This window comes from Streptomyces sp. CA-142005, from assembly GCF_050942335.1.
Lineage (GTDB): Bacteria > Actinomycetota > Actinomycetes > Streptomycetales > Streptomycetaceae > Streptomyces.
In genome coordinates this window covers 7,628,781-7,643,313 of record NZ_CP192078.1, presented here as the reverse complement: position 1 = coordinate 7,643,313, position 14,533 = coordinate 7,628,781, and the positions used below count along the sequence as shown (strand labels likewise).

Genomic DNA, 14,533 nt, shown 5'->3' with positions numbered 1-14,533 from the left:
CCTCAACATCCCAGAGGTCCCGGGAAGACCGCGTACGCAGGCGACGATGCCCGATCCGGTCACCGGTCCTACGGTGGTGGCATGGCGATGCTCCACGGCCAGGGACGAGGACGGCAGGCCCGGGTCCGCGCGGTTCACGCGCTGGGAACCGTCGGGCTGTTCTGCTGTCGGTCGTGGCCGCCTCGGTGGAACCGCACCAGCACCAGTTCTCGTTGCGATGGGCCGCTGTCGTGCTGGCGGCCGTCGGCAGCTCCGCGTTGCTGTGGCGGCATCGCCGCCCGTTCGGCGTAATGGCGATCACCCTCGGCTGCGGGGTGCTCTTTCAGCTGCTCGGGTTTCACACGAGCCCGCTGGCGACGAGCCCGGTCCTGGTGTCCGTCTACAACGTGACCGTGCGGACCGACCGGCGTACCGCCTGGACCGCGGCAGCGATCTCGGCCGCCGCCCTGGTGTCCGTGGCCGCGGTGTTCACGGCAAAAGAGTGGCTGGATCCGGACAACGCCGCGATGCTGGCCTGGACGGCGCTGCCGGCGGCGGTCGGAGACGGAGTGCGCTCAGGCCGCGCGCACCTGGCGGCCGTCGAGGAACGGGCGGAGCACGCGGAGCGCACCCGGGAACAGGAGGCCCGGCAGCGGGTGACGGCTGAACGGATACGGATAGCACGCGAGTTGCACGACATCGTCGCGCACCACATCGCCCTGATCAACGCTCAGGCAGGCGTCGCCGTCCACCTGGTGGACCAACGGCCGGAACACGTCCTCACCGCCCTGAAGGACATCCGGGACACCAGCCGCTCCGCACTGGACGAACTACGGGTGACCGTGGGGCTGCTCCGGGAGTCCGACGACCCGGTCGCACCCCGCGACCCGATGCCGGGCCTCGCGCGGATACCGGCCCTGCTGGCGTGCTTCGGACGCACCGGGCTGGCCGTGAGCCAGGCCCGCAGCGGCACCCCACAGGCGCTGGAACCGTCCGTCGACCTGGCCGCGTACCGCATCGTGCAGGAGTCCCTGACCAATGTGCGCAAGCACGCAAGGGCCGGCGATGCCCGGCTCTTCCTGCGCTACCACCCCGAACAGCTGACCATCACCATCGAGAACGACGGACCCGCCGGACCGCGTCGCCCCCACCCCGGTGCGGGTCACGGACTGATCGGAATGCGGGAGCGGGCTGCCACCCTCGGGGGCCGGCTGTACGCCGGGCCACGCCCCGAGGGCGGTTTCACCGTGACCGCCGAGCTGCCGCTGCGCCCTGGCCCGGTACGGGATCGGAGAGACGAGCATGACGATTCGCGTACTGCTTGCCGATGACCAGGCCCTGCTGCGGGGCACCTTCCGCATGCTGTTCGACGCCACCGAGGACATGGAGACCGTGGGCGAGGCGTCCGACGGGCGTGAGGCGGTCGCGCTGGCCCGAGCACAGCTGCCGGACGTGGTCCTGATGGACATCCGCATGCCGGAGATGGACGGCCTGGAGGCCACCCGGCTCATCAGCGACTCCGAGGACCTCGCGGGCGTGAAGGTGCTCGTCCTGACCACGTTCGAGGACGACGAGCATGTCGCCGAGGCGCTGCGCGCGGGTGCGAGCGGTTTCCTCGGCAAGGGTGCGCGCCCCGAGGAGCTTCTCGACGCAGTCCGCACGGTCGCGGACGGCGAGGCCCTGCTGTCCCCGTCGGCGACGCGAGCGCTGATCACCCGGTTTCTGTCCCAGCCGGAACCCTGCCTGACCGCCGTGCCCGAACGGCTGGCCTGCCTGACGCCACGGGAACGCGACGTCACCGGCCTGGTCGCCCTGGGCCTGTCCAACGACGAGATCGCCGACCGCCTGTTCGTGAGCCCGTTGACAGCGAAGACTCACGTCAACCGGGCCATGACCAAACTGGCGGCTCGTGACCGTGCCCAGCTCGTGGTCATCGCCTACCAGTGCGGGCTGGTCAGCCCGGCGGCAGAACCCGGCAGCATGCGGGCGCCCGCCTGAACATCGGCACGGCGCCCCGGATCCGACGGCAGGCGGCCATCGCCTGTCCCCGCGGTAGGCCGACGAGCCGGATACCGCAGCCGTGGTAGCCGGGAATCGCTGCGCGGGGACGATGTGGCGGGGGCCGTCCATGAGCGAGGGTGAAACCATGAACGGAGGTTTCACCATGGCCCAAGTTCACTGTCCGACCCGAGAGTCCGGCGAGACGGCAACCCATGTGGAAGGCCGCTCGATCCCCGGAGGACCGGACGCACACGCACTGCGGACTCCCACGCCCGACGCGGTCGGTGCGGCACGGGTCCACCGGAACACCGATGACAGGCCCCTGGAAGGGGGCGGCGACTCCCTCGCCGCGGTGGCCCCGCACCTGTCCCTGCTGCGCGAGGCCCTCACGAACGGCCGTGGCCGGAACCCGCGGAGGTCCCCTTTCGGCCTGCCCGGATCCCGCCACGTGCCGGTCCGGCGCCACAGGACGTCCCGAGCCGCCGCGGCCAGGCAGATCGCCCTGTCCCAATGGGTCAGCAGCACCACGTCGACCATCCGTGGAACAGATCTCGCGGAGACGACGGGCCGGGGCCAGGTAGCCGAGAGGGCCTCGCTCTGAACGCTCTACCCGGTGATTCGCCGCGCCTCCACGTCGTCCGCCCGGACGAAGGCCAGCCGGTGGCCGAACTGGATCTCGTAGTAGAGAACATGTCCCTTCACGAAGCGGTCGGGCGATGTGCTGTCGAAGTCCGAGGGATCGAAGTACGAGCCCAGCACGCTGCCTTGAGTCGCGTACCGCTGGCCTGCGAGGAACTCGTAGGGAAGCGGGGAGTCGGGCTGCACGGAGATGCCGTCGGGGTACGCCGACTCCTCGGGGTTGGCACGGCCGTACACGGGGACGTCGGACAGTCCGGCCCTGGGGGTCACCATCCACCCGGTGCTACCGACCGCCGTGGGGTGCGCCGGCGGGTTCCTGAACCACGCCTTCTGCCCCAGGTACCAGACGGCGGTCCAGTCACCGCGGCGCTCGGCGACCACGAACCTCTGGCCCGTGGAGATCCGTGACCCCATGTCGTAGACGCCGGTCGTGGAGTCCTCACCGTCCGGACGCTTGCCCAGGTCCTGGACCAGCGGGGCACTCTCGCTCGGCTCGGTGTACAGGCGTACGGCACTGGAGCCGTGCCGCGCGCAGGGCTTGTCGTCCTCGGCGCATCCGGTGTACTCCGGCCTGTTGGTGGCGAAGTCGGGAAGGACGGTCACCAGGTCGCTCTTCGAGCCGGCCGTCGCGCGCAGTGGCGCGCCCAGGAGGTCGAAGTAGTGCCGCCAGTCCCAGTAGGGGCCGGGGTCCTCGTGCATGTCGGGGATGCTGGCGGCCACCGGGCCGGGCACGTCGTCGTGGCCGAAGATGTGCTGCCGGTCCAGCGGAATGCCGTACTTCTTGGCGAGGTACGACACCAGGCGGGCCGACGACTGGTACATCTGCTCCGTGTACCAGGTGTCCGGCTGCGCGAGAAACCCCTCGTGCTCGACACCGACCGAGCGGGCGTTGACGAACTGGTTCCCGGAGTGCCAGCCGATGTCCTTGGTCCTGAGGTGCTGTGTCACCCGTCCGTCGCTGGAGCGGATCGTGTAGTGCCAGGACGCCTCGGACGGAGTCTGCACCGTCTGGAACATCGAGTTCTGGGTGGCTTCGGTGTCGTGGATGACGATGTACTCGATCTTCTGGTCGACCGGCCGGTCGGCGATGTCGTGGTTCCCGTACTGGTCGTCCCCGAACTGCTCGCGCGGCGCGGGAAGCCAGCCGCACGCGAGGGTCGCAGGACACTCGACCCCGACCCTGGCGCTGTTCTTGGCGTTGCCCCCGAGACTGCTCTCGGAACCGCTGCCGGTGCCGTACCCGGGCGCCGACATCGGCGGCTGCGGTGCGGCTTCCTTCTGCTCGGCGGACGGCCGCACGCCGGGGCTGGCCGCAAGCCTCACCCGCTGCCCCATGTCCGTGGTGCGCCCCGCACCCTCCCGGATCACCCGGAACACGTTGTCCGCGTACACCGATGCCGCCGCGCTGTCGGTCGAGCCGGAGAACCGTGCCACCGCACCCCACCATTCGGCCGGATCCGAGCCGAGCGGCCTGCCGAGCTCGCGCTGCGTGGCCGCCAGCAGCACGGCGCCACCGCGTACGTTCTCGACGGCATCCGTACGCAGCCGGGACGGCTGGACGCCCAGCAGCCCGGCCGCCCGCTCCAGGGTCGCCAACCGGACAGGGAGATCTCCCTCCGGCGGAGGCACACCTTGGGACGCCCGCGAACCCTCCGACCCCACCGGCCACCGCGGCACGCCACCGGCCCGGCCCCGGATCGCTGCTCCGGCCAGGGCCGCCCGCGCGTCGGTGAGGTGCATCGGCCCGTAGCCACCGATGACGCTCGGAGCGCCGGCGTGCGCATCCCAACGGGACTCCATGTACGACACACCGAGCAGCACGGGCTCGGGCACCCGGAACTCGGCTGCCGCGTCCGAGAATGCGCGCTGCAGGCTCGTTACGGACACCGCCCGCGGACTGTCCAGCGGCCATCCGCCCAGCAGAGGAATCGCCAGTGCGGCAGCCGCGACCAGGCAGGCCATCCGGTACAGATGTCCGAGGGCCCGGGCGCGGGCAATGACAGGTCCGCCCATGCGGGACCTCCAGTGGGACTCGGGGGCGAAGTGGATGTGAAGTGGCGCCCGTGGGCAGCCCACGGACCGTGGCCGACGGCTCCCCGAAGACCGCCACGTTTGGGCCGGGGCAAGGCAGTTGCCCCGGCGGCGGCCACTTCCCCCACGCTCCCCCGCCCCCGGCGAGTCGGCCTGTCAAGTGTCACTTGCGCGGACTAATCGCCCGCTCCTGCCACCCGGTCGGCGGCGGCAGGCAGGAAAGGGCAGTCGGCGCGACCACGCAGAAGGCGGGTTCGACGGCCCGGTCGGGCTCAGGACGGCCGCGGTGCACCCACGCGCGGGAGTGAATCGCCGGGCCCGTCATTGGATCCCGCACATCACCCTGTCGCCGGTCTCGCGGTCGCTTTCCCGATGGACTCCCTCGAAGCAGACCAGCGGACAACAACCACCCGGGAGGCCCTCTCCACAGCCGGCGAGCTCACCCGACGAGTCGGCGGCTCGCTCTCACCAAGTGGCTGAGGGCCGCATCGCAGTGTCACCAGCCATGAAAGCGTTCCGAATCCGAGGGCGGCGTTGTCGAGTACGACCGGCACGTCCCGCACGGTGTCGCCGGCTCCACTCCATCCTCGCTCTGCCCCACGACGAGGATCTCCCGGCGCACGGGCAGGCCGTGGCCCTCCGGTCCACCGAACCACAGCGAACACCGCTCCTTCAGGCGGACGGGGTCCGGTTCGGGGCGCAGGGGCCGCCGTGCCACCGTGCGGCGCCTCAGTCGTGCGAAGCCTTTCCGCTGACCCGGTGGTCGGCGTGGCTGAGCGCCTCCATCACCAGGCGGCGCAGATGCCCGTCGCTGAGGCGGTAGTGGATGTGCCGGCCTTCGCGGCGGGTGTCGACAAGTCCGGCGAGGCGCAGCTTCGCCAGGTGCTGGCTGACCGCCGTGCGCGACGCCTCGGTGCGCTCGGCGAGGGAGCCGACGTCCGACTCGCCCTGCGCGAGAAGCCACAGCAAGTGCAACCGGGTGGCGTCCGAGAGCAGGGCGAACACCCCGCTCGCCTCGGCCAGCCGAGCACTGTCCGGGGCCTGCAGATGCACATCGGATGCAGGTGGCATGAGGTCGCGTTCAGGCATGGTGCCAGCCTAGAGCCAGCGGGTCAGGATTCGGATACGGACGGGAAGCGGCAAGATCCAGCCGACATGTGCGCAGCTGCGCACACATTGGCTACACTCGGGACGTCGAACCGATCACCACGCCGTTACATCCTCATGTCCAGGAGCCGCCCGCATGCTCGCCGTCCTGCGCAACCGCACCTACCGCCACCTCTTCGCCGCCCAGCTCATCGCACTGGTCGGCACCGGGCTGGCGACGGTCGCCCTGGGCCTGCTGGCATACGACATCGCGGGCGCCGACGCCGGATCGGTGCTCGGCACCGCCCTCGCGATCAAGATGGTGGCGTACGTCCTGATCGCCCCGGCGATCGGCGCGATAGCCGACCGCCTGCCGCGTCGCGCGCTCATGGTCACCGCCGACCTGACCCGGGCCGGAGTCGCCCTCTTCCTGCCCTTCGTGGACCAGGTGTGGCAGGTGTATCTCCTGGTCTTCCTGCTCCAGTCGGCCTCGGCCGCGTTCACCCCGACCTTCCAGGCCGTCATCCCCGACGTACTGCCAGCGGAACGCGACTACACGCAGGCGCTGTCCATGTCCCGCCTCGCCTACGACCTGGAGAGCCTCTTCTCCCCCGCGCTCGCCGCCGCCCTGCTTTCCGTCATCACCTACAACTGGCTGTTCACCGGCACCATGCTGGGCTTCCTCGCCTCGGCGGCGCTCGTCGTCTCCGCCGTACTGCCGAAGCAGACCGCCTCCACCGCCCCGCGCACCGGCGGCGCGTACGCGAAGGCCACCGCGGGCACCCGCCTCTTCTTCGCCGTCCCGCAGCTGCGCGCCCTGCTTGCCCTCAACCTCGCCGTCGCCGCGGCGAGCGCCATGGTCACCGTCAACTCCGTCGTCTACGTCCGCGACTTCCTGGGCCTGTCGGCCGGGGTCGTGCCCGTGGCGCTCGGCTCCTACGGAGCGGGCTCGATGATCGTCGCCCTGGTCCTGCCGCGCGTGCTGGAGCGGGTCTCCGACCGGGCGGTCATGCTGCGCGGCGCGCTGCTGCTCGGTCTCGTCTTCGCCGGGCTCGGCGCAATCACGGCCGCACAGAACGGCGGCTGGCGCTGGCCCGCGCTGCTGGTCGTGTGGGCGGCCTTCGGCGCGGCGTGCTCGATGGTGCTCACCCCGACCGGTCGGCTGATCCGCCGCTCGGCTCCCGCCGACGAGCGTACGGCGGCCTTCGCGGCCCAGTTCTCCCTCTCGCACAGCTCCTGGCTGCTGACCTACCCGCTGGCCGGCTGGCTGGGCGCGGAGGCCGGACTACAGGCGGCCGTCATCGCCCTCGGGGTGATCGCGGTCGTCGCGTCCCTGCTGGCCATGCGCCTGTGGCCGGCGCGGGAGCCGGTGGCCATCGAGCACGAGCACACCGGCCTCCACGACGACCACCCCCACCTCACCGACGCCACCCGGGCGGCGGCGGGCTGGCGGCACAGCCACGGCATCGCGGTCGACGAACTGCACCCCACCACCGCCCCCCGCGTGACCTCCAGCGCCGTCGGCTCCTGACCTGACCGGCACCGGAGCCGACGGCGAGTCGCCTTTCGAGATCACATCGCCTGGCGCGCTGCCACGGCCTTCGCGAGTCGCGGCGCCGCGAAGGCGGTACCGCAGGTGAACCGCAGGAGCGGTCCGAAGGTGGCCGCCGCCTGGATGCCGGTGAAGTACAGGCCGGGCACAGAGGACTGCAGCCCCGCGTCGAGATGCGGGAAGCCTCCGGTGCGGGTGAGTTCTGCCCGCAGTTCGGGGGCCAGGAAGTCCAGCCCGTCCAGGCGAACCCGGTAACCGGTGGCGGCCAGGACGTGCTCCGCCGCGATCGTGCGGGTACGGCCTTCTCCATCCGCGGTGGTGAGGAGGAGGCCGCTGTCGTGCCGTCGCGCGCCGGTGATGTGCTGTCCCAGCCGGACGGGCACGACGCCGTCCAATCGCGGCTTGAGCCACCACGACCCGAACGGGCCCAGTACCCGCTTGACCAGCCGCAGCCGCGTGACCGCGGGCAGGAAGCGGAAGACAGCGGCCTGGTGGACGACGCCGTACAGCCCCCAGGACCGGCCCAGCGGGGTGTCGGGCTGCCAGTGCGGCGGCGGGGTGGGCCCCGCGCCGAACACCAGCTTCTCTCCGCGCACCAGCAGTTGCACCCGCGCGTCGGCCTCGTGCAGCAGCGCCGCGCTCTCCTGCGCCGACTGCCCGCCGCCCACCACGACGACGTCCCGTCCGGCGAACGTGCTGAGGTCGGCGTGGTGCGAGCTGTGCGAGACCAGCCCCTCCGGGACGAACTCGGCGAGCGGCTCCGGGACGTGCGCGAAGCCGTCCATGCCGCTGGCCACGACCACGGCCGCCGCCCGCAGTTCCTCGCCCGAGGCGAGCTTGAGATGGAAGCCGTCGGTCTGCCGGTCGACACCGAGGACCCGGACCCGCTCCACCTCGGGCACCAACTCCTCGGCGAACCACTGCCCGTAGCGCACGAACATCTCGACGGGCACCTGGTCGTGCCCGCTCAGCCGGGACTCGCCGGCCTGCCGGGCGTAGTCGTCCAGTGCGAACCCCGGACGCGGCGCCGACAGCATCGACGCGCTCGGCGGTGACTTCAGGAGCATGCCGGCGGGCATGTTCTCGGCCCAGCTCGCCATCGGCGAACCGAACACCCTGACACTCAGGCCGCGCGCCTTGAGATGCGCGGCGGTGGACAGGCCGTACGGGCCCGCCCCGATGACGACGACGTTCTTGGACATGAAGTGGATTCCCCCTGGCGCGGCACCGTCGGGCAGCCCGCGCTCCGGTATGGCGTGACGGGACAGGTCGGAGCTTCAGACACACACCGAGAGCCGCCGCGTGAGCGGCGACCGGGAGGGAGAGGGCGGACCGCGTCGTACGACGGTGTCCGCGAGGAAGACCTGTGGGGGAGCGCCGGGCGCGGGGCCGGCGTCCCCGCGCCACGCGGCGCGCGTCGACGCGGTCAGGTCAACGGGATTACGGACCGGCGCAAAGAGCCGGCGCAGCAGCGCGCGCAGCTTCTCCCACTCGCGCCCGGCGACGTACAGCACGCGCCGACGGCAGGTGTCCACGCCGTGCAGCAGCGCCGCGCACAGGACCGTCAGCAGCACATGCCCGACCACGACAGGCCAGCCCGCATGCGCGGAGGACGGCCACACCGCGTGTGCCGGTACGGAAACCGCGTCGTCGGCCCGCACGAACCAGTAGCCCACGACCACCTGCGCACCCGCCGCCAGCACCAACTGCCGTACCAGCGGCTTGTCCTGGCCCGCGCCGGGCAGCGCGACGCCGAAGAGTACGGACGCGGCAAGGGCGCGCACGGCCCACGAAGGGCTGGAGTCGAAGGCCAGATGATGGACCGTGGCCGCGACCGCCGTACCGAGCAGGGAGAACAGGCCGGCTCGGGCAACCGCCACCGGCACCACGCGCGGCACCCTGCCGCGGCGGCGCACACGGGACACATGCACCGAACCCCCCATGACGACCCATGATGGGGCCCGGTCCGCGCCCGTGTCACCACCGCGTCGGGAACCGGCCCCCGCTGTCACTCAGCTGTTACGGCCTGCTTCTCCGGGCGCGCCGACTGCACGTACCGCAACCACGGCCGTACGTCCCCGCCCCCCCGCACCTCCAAGCCCGCGTCCGCGACCAGCCCGTCAAGCAGGTCCACGCGGTACTCCGCCATGACGTGGCCGGCGCTCGCACCAACCAGGTGCCGCACAAGCCGGGTGCGCGGCGGCCGGAAGTCGGCGACCAGTAGCCGCCCGCCCGGACGCAGCACCCGGCGCATCTCCCGGAGGGCAACATGCCGCAGATCCCCGGGCAGATGGTGCACCGCCAGGCTGGTGACGACGACGTCGAAGGAGCCGTCGGGTGCGGTCAGCGCCTCGGCGACGCCGGTCTCGTACAAGTGGAGCTCGTCTTTGCCTGGCCCGTCGATCCCACGACTCGTGTGCCCGACGGCGAGTGCGGCCCGGAGGTGCTGGAGCAGTTGGGCGGCGTCGTCGACGAGGCCGTACGAGGCGGCGTTGAGAGAGTGGCGATGGTCAGTCACGGCGTGTCGATCCGGGTTGGATCGCCGCACGCGCAGTTGACCTCACCGTCCAGCACGTGAAGGAACGCGAGGTGGACACCACCGGTGTCGTGATAGCCGTGCGCGATACCGAAGGCATCTGGCGAGTCCTGCTCTGGGCCGGTCTGCCGGTCGGGCCTGCTGGGATCGAGCCGTTGGACAGCGGCCCGGCAGGCCAACCGCTGTAGTAGGGCCAGTCCCCCGGTTCGGCCAGTCAGAAGCCGCCAGAGGGGCCGAGAAGTCTTCCAGCCTACTGAGAGGCGCCGCCATCAAACATCACCGCACCAGCTTCATGCCGTGCATCCCGCCAAACCCAGTCTCAAGCGGCGGCAGCCGCTGCACAATCAGGTTCATAGGGTTGCGCCGTTCGGACATCGTCCAGATCGAAGCACCCGGAGAGCGGCTCCCGCGCGGAAGGTGTAGATGACGAGTGGCCCACAACGACGCCTACCATTGGCCGCCTGAGCTTTTGGACCTGCTGATCGAACTGGTGCCCCGGCTCAACCGGAGCAAAGAAGGGGTCCTTGGATTCTTGCGGGGCGCCGGCGTCAGCGAAGACCTGCTCGCGCCCCATCGACACCAGCTCGCCGCAGACAAGTCAGCAGTCAGCAAGTACAAGATCGTTCGTGCCGTGCTCAGCCAGATCAATGAACAGGGCGACGCAGGCTTGGGTGTTCGTAGGGAAATCATCAAACGAACGATCGAATTCGAGGACTTCTCCACACTGTGGCCGGACGACCGTCTCCCGGCCCAGGGACTGCAGGCAAACGTGCGACAACTCGTCAACGTCAAGGACTCATTCACGCGGATGAGCCAGGCACATGATGAAGAGCGGGCCGCTCGTATCAAAGCACGCACAAGCGAGCTTGAGCGCCTTACTCGACGGAAAGCAAGGTTTCAAGCACTCCGAGACCGACTCAACGACCTGTTCGACGAAGACGACCCGAGAAAGCGAGGCACCGCCCTGGAAGGCGTGCTCAACGACCTGTTCGCGACCGAAGGCATCTTGATCAGGGAATCCTTTACGCTGCGTAGCGAGGAGGGGCATCCCGTTGAACAGATCGACGGCGCCCTCGAAGTCGACGGATCCGCGTACCTCGTGGAGATCAAGTGGTGGGGTGAGCCTGTCGAGATCAACGCGATGAGCCGCCACCTGGTGCGGGTGTACGGGCGCTCGGAAGTCCGCGCCCTATTCATCTCTGCATCTGGCTTCACCGGGCCAGCCATCGAAGAAAGCGAACGCGCGTTGAACCAGCGAGTGATCGTCCTGGGCGAACTCCGGGAACTCGTTCTCCTGCTCGAACGGCAAGGTGATGTTGCGGCCTGGCTGCGCGAAAAGGTCCGTTTCGCACAGCTCGAACGTCGTCCTCTCGCCCTGCTGGGCTCCGACTTCTGAGCACCCTACGCACCATCAGGTTGCCCAAGCGCAGCGTCCAGCCGGTCTGCCATTCGCCCAGATACAGATGGCACGGCGCTCCCTCAATACCACCGCCGCATGCAGGGGCTCCGCTGCGCATCTTCTGTCACATCCGTGTCACGAGCCCCATGGACGCTTGCGTGTCACAGCGCTCCGACCTGGACTTACGCGCCCGCCCTGGACCAGATGGACGCCCAGAGACGGCTTCTACGACATGTGCCAAGTCGTGCCGAGTGAGGGACCAAGGATCAGAACTGGGGCGTCTTCTCTCCCGTCAAAGCGGTACTGCAGGGGGTTCGTCGGTATCTCACTCACGTCCTGCACGCTCTCACATCTCACCATTTCGCACGTGCCCGGGTCACAGCCCGACGCGAGTCGTCCCCTGTTGTGAGGACTCCGCGAAGATCGTTCACATGCGATCCGGCACGGTGCCGCTACCGGGACTCCTCCTGGTGGGACAGCTCGACGTCGAAGTCGGTGACGCCGCTGCCGTCCAGCCGCACCGAGGCGGCGACCGGGGCGTAGCCGCCGGCGATGACGGTGTACTAGCCGCCGTCGAGGTCGGTGAACCCGTAGGCGCCGTCGGAGCCGGTGATCGTGGTGCCGACCACGTTCCCGGCCGAGTCCAGCAGGGTGACCTTGGCGTCGCCGAGCGGCCGGCCGGTCGCGGTGCTGACGCCACCGTGGAGCCGGGCGCCGGGTTCCAGGCGGATCTCGCGGACGTCCGCGGCTCCCGGGGTGACGTCGACCGGAAGGGCGGCCGGGCGGTGTCCGGGCGCGTTCACCACGAGCGTGTAGCCGCCGGGGACCAGGTCGGCGAGCTCGAAGGCGCCGTCGGCGGCCGAGGTGCCGGAGGACACGGCCTCGCCGCGCACGTCGGTGGCGACCAGCAGGGCTCCGGGCAGCGGCTGCCCGTCGACGGCGTCCCGGACCGCCCCGGTGAGGGCGACGGTGCCGCTGAGCGCGAGGTCGCGCTCGACCCGCTCCTCGCCGACCAGCACCGTGACGGCCTGGGGCTGCCGGGCGCCGGCGGCGCCGATCAGCACATAGGTGCCGGGGCCGGTGACGGACAGCGCGTAGGCCCCGTCCGCGCCGCTGACGGCGCGGCCGAGTTGCCGTCCGTTCACGTCGATCAAGGTGATCACGGCCTGCGGCACCGGCGCGCCCGTGCCGTCCAGCACCCGGCCGTGGACGCCGTACGGCGAGGCGCCGGGGGCGGGTGCGAACCGATCGGCGGGCTCTGTGGCCGTGCTCGCGGCCGGTACGGCGGCCGTGCTCGCGGCCTGCTCGGCGGTCATGGTCGCGGTCGCCTCCGGTGCGGAGCCGGCGTTCTCCTCGGCGGCCCGTGCCTCCAGTCCGGAGACCTTGCGCAGCGGCACCTCCTTGGTCCACACCGCGACCAGGAAGCCCAGGACCAGCACCGCCGCCGCGATGAGGAACACCAGCTGCATCGAGTCGGTGAAGCCGACCTTGAACGGCAGGGCCAGGCGCGGGTCGAGCCGCTGGATGAACGAGGAGTCGTCGAGCATCGATGACCTGGGACTCCTCGCACACCCCGGCCCCGTCCAGCCACCGGTGCGGCGCCGAGACGCCCTCACACCGCACCACCGGCGCGCACGGTCGCTCGTGCGGCAGCCGGCCGGGGACAACGGACCGGCCGGACGCGTACACGCGCACGCCACCAAGGGCAGCGCCCCCGGCCCCGTGCGGGCCGGCGTCAGTAGCGCTGGGCCTTGGCAAGGTCAGCCGTCAGCTTCTTCTCCTTCGGCAGGCGGCTGAAGGCGATGGACTGGTCCTTCTTCCCGGGTTCCAGGTGCTCCGCGCCGACGTACCGCGTCTCGACCACCTTGCCGGACGCGTCCTTGAAGTCGACCTGCACGGCGTAGGAGGCCTTGCTGTCGGTCTTGTTGGTGACGGTGACCAGGACTGCGTGCACGCCGCCGGACTGCGACCGCGGGATGCCCGTCATGGAGACCTCGGAGAGCGCGTTGCCCCGGCCCTTGACGTTCTTCAGCTCCTTTTCCGCCGCCGCGCTCCTGCGCTGGGTCTCGGCGTCCACCGAGGCCTCGAACTCGGAGGCGCGGGCCGAGGCGGAGGACGCCGCCGCGGAGGCGGACGCCCGGGCGGAGCTGATCGCCGAGGAGGCCGAGGACGCCAGTGCCGACGGCGGCGTACCGGAGAACGAGGAGACGTTCGGCGTACGGGGAGTGCCGACCGTGGGCGAGGCGCTCTGGCCGTTGCCGTTGCCGCAGCCGACGAGCCCGCCGGCGAGGAGAAGTCCGCCGAGCGCGCTTCCCAGGATGATCCGGTGCCGGGCCCTCGCGGAGCCTTTGGGGCGGGTCACGGACATGGTGCCGTCCAAGGGGTCGATGGTCTGGGTCTTCCATCGTGAGACCCCGATCTACCCCTCGCGAGTCGACTCCGGACCCCCGCCGGAGGGGCTTTGCGTGTGATGCCACCCATAGGAGCCAGATCACATCCTAGGCAGGGCCGTAGACCCACTAATCGGCGGACCTGCATAAAAGTCACCATTTAATGGCTGATTTCGGACATTACTACGTGGTTGGGCAGTACGTCACACCTTTGCGCCGCGCTCAGCTCGCCGATAAACATTGCTGTCGTCGCCGGGAGCCACCGGACGGACCGAGCGGGACACCGCCGGATCCGCCCACTCCCGCGGCGACCCGGGGCACCGCCCCAGGCCACCGCGACCGACAGCGGCCGGCACCGACTACGTCCTTTCGTGGAGAATTCCTTCCGTATGACCATGATCACCCGCACCCGCATCGCTCGTCTGCGCACCCTCGCCCTCACCGGCATCACCACCACCGGCGCGGCGGCCGTCGCCCTGACTCTGATGCCCGCGAACGCCCAGGCCGCGGAAGCGACGCAGGTGTCGGCCTCCCACGTGGTCAACGCGTCCTCGAACGACGGCAGCACCACCTCCCAGGGCAAGGGCGGTACCGCCAACAACCTCGACGGCTGGATCAAGCAGTCGCTGGCCATCATGAAGGCCAAGGGCATCCCGGGCAGCTACGAGGGCCTGAAGCGCAACATCATGCGCGAGTCCGGCGGCAACCCCAGCGCCCAGAACAACTGGGACGTCAACGCCAAGCAGGGCACCCCCTCCAAGGGCCTGCTCCAGGTGATCGACCCCACCTTCCACGCCTACCACGTCGCCGGCACCGCCAACAGCGTCACCGACCCGGTGGCCAACATCACCGCGGCCGCCAACTACGCCGCCCACCGCTACGGCTCCATCGACAACGTCAACTCCGCGTACTGAGCCGAC

The 14,533-nt window shown here is 70.4% G+C and carries 13 protein-coding genes and 1 pseudogene; 6 read left to right on the top strand and 8 right to left on the bottom strand.

Features of this window, described 5'->3' with window-relative positions:
- The first annotated feature begins 173 nt into the window (after positions 1-173).
- On the top strand, positions 174-1,310 hold the full coding sequence (locus ACQPXS_RS35545) for a sensor histidine kinase (RefSeq protein WP_433453553.1): 1,137 nt from the start codon (positions 174-176) through the stop codon (positions 1,308-1,310).
- Positions 1,282-1,977: a response regulator gene (locus ACQPXS_RS35540; protein ID WP_433453551.1), complete on the top strand. Its 696-nt coding sequence runs from the start codon at positions 1,282-1,284 to the stop codon at positions 1,975-1,977. The genes ACQPXS_RS35545 and ACQPXS_RS35540 overlap by 29 nt, the downstream gene beginning before the upstream one ends.
- Positions 1,978-2,586: 609 nt before the next feature.
- On the opposite strand, the gene ACQPXS_RS35535 is transcribed toward ACQPXS_RS35540, so the two are convergent.
- Together ACQPXS_RS35535 and ACQPXS_RS35530 are read right to left on the bottom strand one after the other, a co-directional pair.
- Positions 2,587-4,632 carry an N-acetylmuramoyl-L-alanine amidase gene (locus ACQPXS_RS35535; protein ID WP_433453550.1) on the bottom strand — a complete coding sequence of 682 codons (2,046 nt, stop codon included), beginning with the start codon at positions 4,630-4,632 and terminating at the stop codon, positions 2,587-2,589.
- A gap of 747 nt (positions 4,633-5,379) precedes the next feature.
- Complete coding sequence (locus ACQPXS_RS35530) at positions 5,380-5,739, bottom strand: ArsR/SmtB family transcription factor (RefSeq protein WP_433453548.1); 360 nt, start codon at positions 5,737-5,739, stop codon at positions 5,380-5,382.
- 154 nt (positions 5,740-5,893) lie between these two features.
- Here ACQPXS_RS35530 and ACQPXS_RS35525 point away from each other — a divergent pair, with 154 nt between their 5' ends.
- Complete coding sequence (locus ACQPXS_RS35525; RefSeq protein WP_433453546.1) at positions 5,894-7,267, top strand: MFS transporter; 1,374 nt, start codon at positions 5,894-5,896, stop codon at positions 7,265-7,267.
- A 41-nt stretch (positions 7,268-7,308) separates the two neighbouring features.
- Here the strand turns inward: ACQPXS_RS35525 and ACQPXS_RS35520 are convergent, their stop codons facing one another.
- From ACQPXS_RS35520 to ACQPXS_RS35510, 3 genes are all read right to left on the bottom strand, one after another.
- Entirely contained in the window at positions 7,309-8,490 is a 1,182-nt protein-coding gene (locus tag ACQPXS_RS35520) for an FAD-dependent oxidoreductase (protein WP_433453544.1), read from the bottom strand.
- Positions 8,491-8,565: 75 nt separating this feature from the next.
- Complete coding sequence (locus tag ACQPXS_RS35515) at positions 8,566-9,231, bottom strand: hypothetical protein (RefSeq protein ID WP_433453542.1); 666 nt, start codon at positions 9,229-9,231, stop codon at positions 8,566-8,568.
- A gap of 65 nt (positions 9,232-9,296) precedes the next feature.
- A complete protein-coding gene (locus ACQPXS_RS35510) occupies positions 9,297-9,806 on the bottom strand; it encodes a class I SAM-dependent methyltransferase (RefSeq protein WP_433453540.1) in 510 nt (169 codons plus the stop codon).
- A 56-nt stretch (positions 9,807-9,862) separates the two neighbouring features.
- On the opposite strand from ACQPXS_RS35510, the gene ACQPXS_RS35505 reads away from it, so the two are divergent.
- Both ACQPXS_RS35505 and ACQPXS_RS35500 read left to right on the top strand, forming a co-directional pair.
- Positions 9,863-10,012: a hypothetical protein gene (locus ACQPXS_RS35505; protein ID WP_433453538.1), complete on the top strand. Its 150-nt coding sequence runs from the start codon at positions 9,863-9,865 to the stop codon at positions 10,010-10,012.
- A 242-nt stretch (positions 10,013-10,254) separates the two neighbouring features.
- Positions 10,255-11,220 carry a restriction endonuclease gene (locus ACQPXS_RS35500; protein WP_433453536.1) on the top strand — a complete coding sequence of 322 codons (966 nt, stop codon included), beginning with the start codon at positions 10,255-10,257 and terminating at the stop codon, positions 11,218-11,220.
- Positions 11,221-11,454: 234 nt separating this feature from the next.
- On the opposite strand, the pseudogene ACQPXS_RS35495 reads toward ACQPXS_RS35500, so the two are convergent.
- From ACQPXS_RS35495 to ACQPXS_RS35485, 3 genes and pseudogenes are all read right to left on the bottom strand, one after another.
- Positions 11,455-11,556 (bottom strand): annotated as a pseudogene (locus ACQPXS_RS35495) (alpha/beta fold hydrolase); the annotation flags it as partial.
- A 230-nt stretch (positions 11,557-11,786) separates the two neighbouring features.
- Positions 11,787-12,770: an MSCRAMM family protein gene (locus ACQPXS_RS35490; RefSeq protein ID WP_433453534.1), complete on the bottom strand. Its 984-nt coding sequence runs from the start codon at positions 12,768-12,770 to the stop codon at positions 11,787-11,789.
- 188 nt (positions 12,771-12,958) lie between these two features.
- Complete coding sequence (locus tag ACQPXS_RS35485) at positions 12,959-13,591, bottom strand: hypothetical protein (RefSeq protein WP_351811561.1); 633 nt, start codon at positions 13,589-13,591, stop codon at positions 12,959-12,961.
- A gap of 411 nt (positions 13,592-14,002) precedes the next feature.
- Here ACQPXS_RS35485 and ACQPXS_RS35480 point away from each other — a divergent pair, with 411 nt between their 5' ends.
- A complete protein-coding gene (locus ACQPXS_RS35480) occupies positions 14,003-14,527 on the top strand; it encodes a transglycosylase SLT domain-containing protein (RefSeq protein ID WP_433453532.1) in 525 nt (174 codons plus the stop codon).
- The last annotated feature ends 6 nt before the right edge of the window (positions 14,528-14,533 follow it).

Coding starts and splice junctions, on each gene's coding strand:
- ACQPXS_RS35540 (WP_433453551.1), top strand. CDS start 1,282: ATGACGATTCGCGTACTGCTTGCCGATGACCAGGCCCTGCTGCGGGGC.
- ACQPXS_RS35535 (WP_433453550.1), bottom strand. CDS start 4,632: ATGGGCGGACCTGTCATTGCCCGCGCCCGGGCCCTCGGACATCTGTAC.
- ACQPXS_RS35530 (WP_433453548.1), bottom strand. CDS start 5,739: ATGCCTGAACGCGACCTCATGCCACCTGCATCCGATGTGCATCTGCAG.
- ACQPXS_RS35525 (WP_433453546.1), top strand. CDS start 5,894: ATGCTCGCCGTCCTGCGCAACCGCACCTACCGCCACCTCTTCGCCGCC.
- ACQPXS_RS35520 (WP_433453544.1), bottom strand. CDS start 8,490: ATGTCCAAGAACGTCGTCGTCATCGGGGCGGGCCCGTACGGCCTGTCC.
- ACQPXS_RS35515 (WP_433453542.1), bottom strand. CDS start 9,231: ATGGGGGGTTCGGTGCATGTGTCCCGTGTGCGCCGCCGCGGCAGGGTG.
- ACQPXS_RS35490 (WP_433453534.1), bottom strand. CDS start 12,770: ATGCTCGACGACTCCTCGTTCATCCAGCGGCTCGACCCGCGCCTGGCC.
- ACQPXS_RS35485 (WP_351811561.1), bottom strand. CDS start 13,591: ATGTCCGTGACCCGCCCCAAAGGCTCCGCGAGGGCCCGGCACCGGATC.
- ACQPXS_RS35480 (WP_433453532.1), top strand. CDS start 14,003: ATGACCATGATCACCCGCACCCGCATCGCTCGTCTGCGCACCCTCGCC.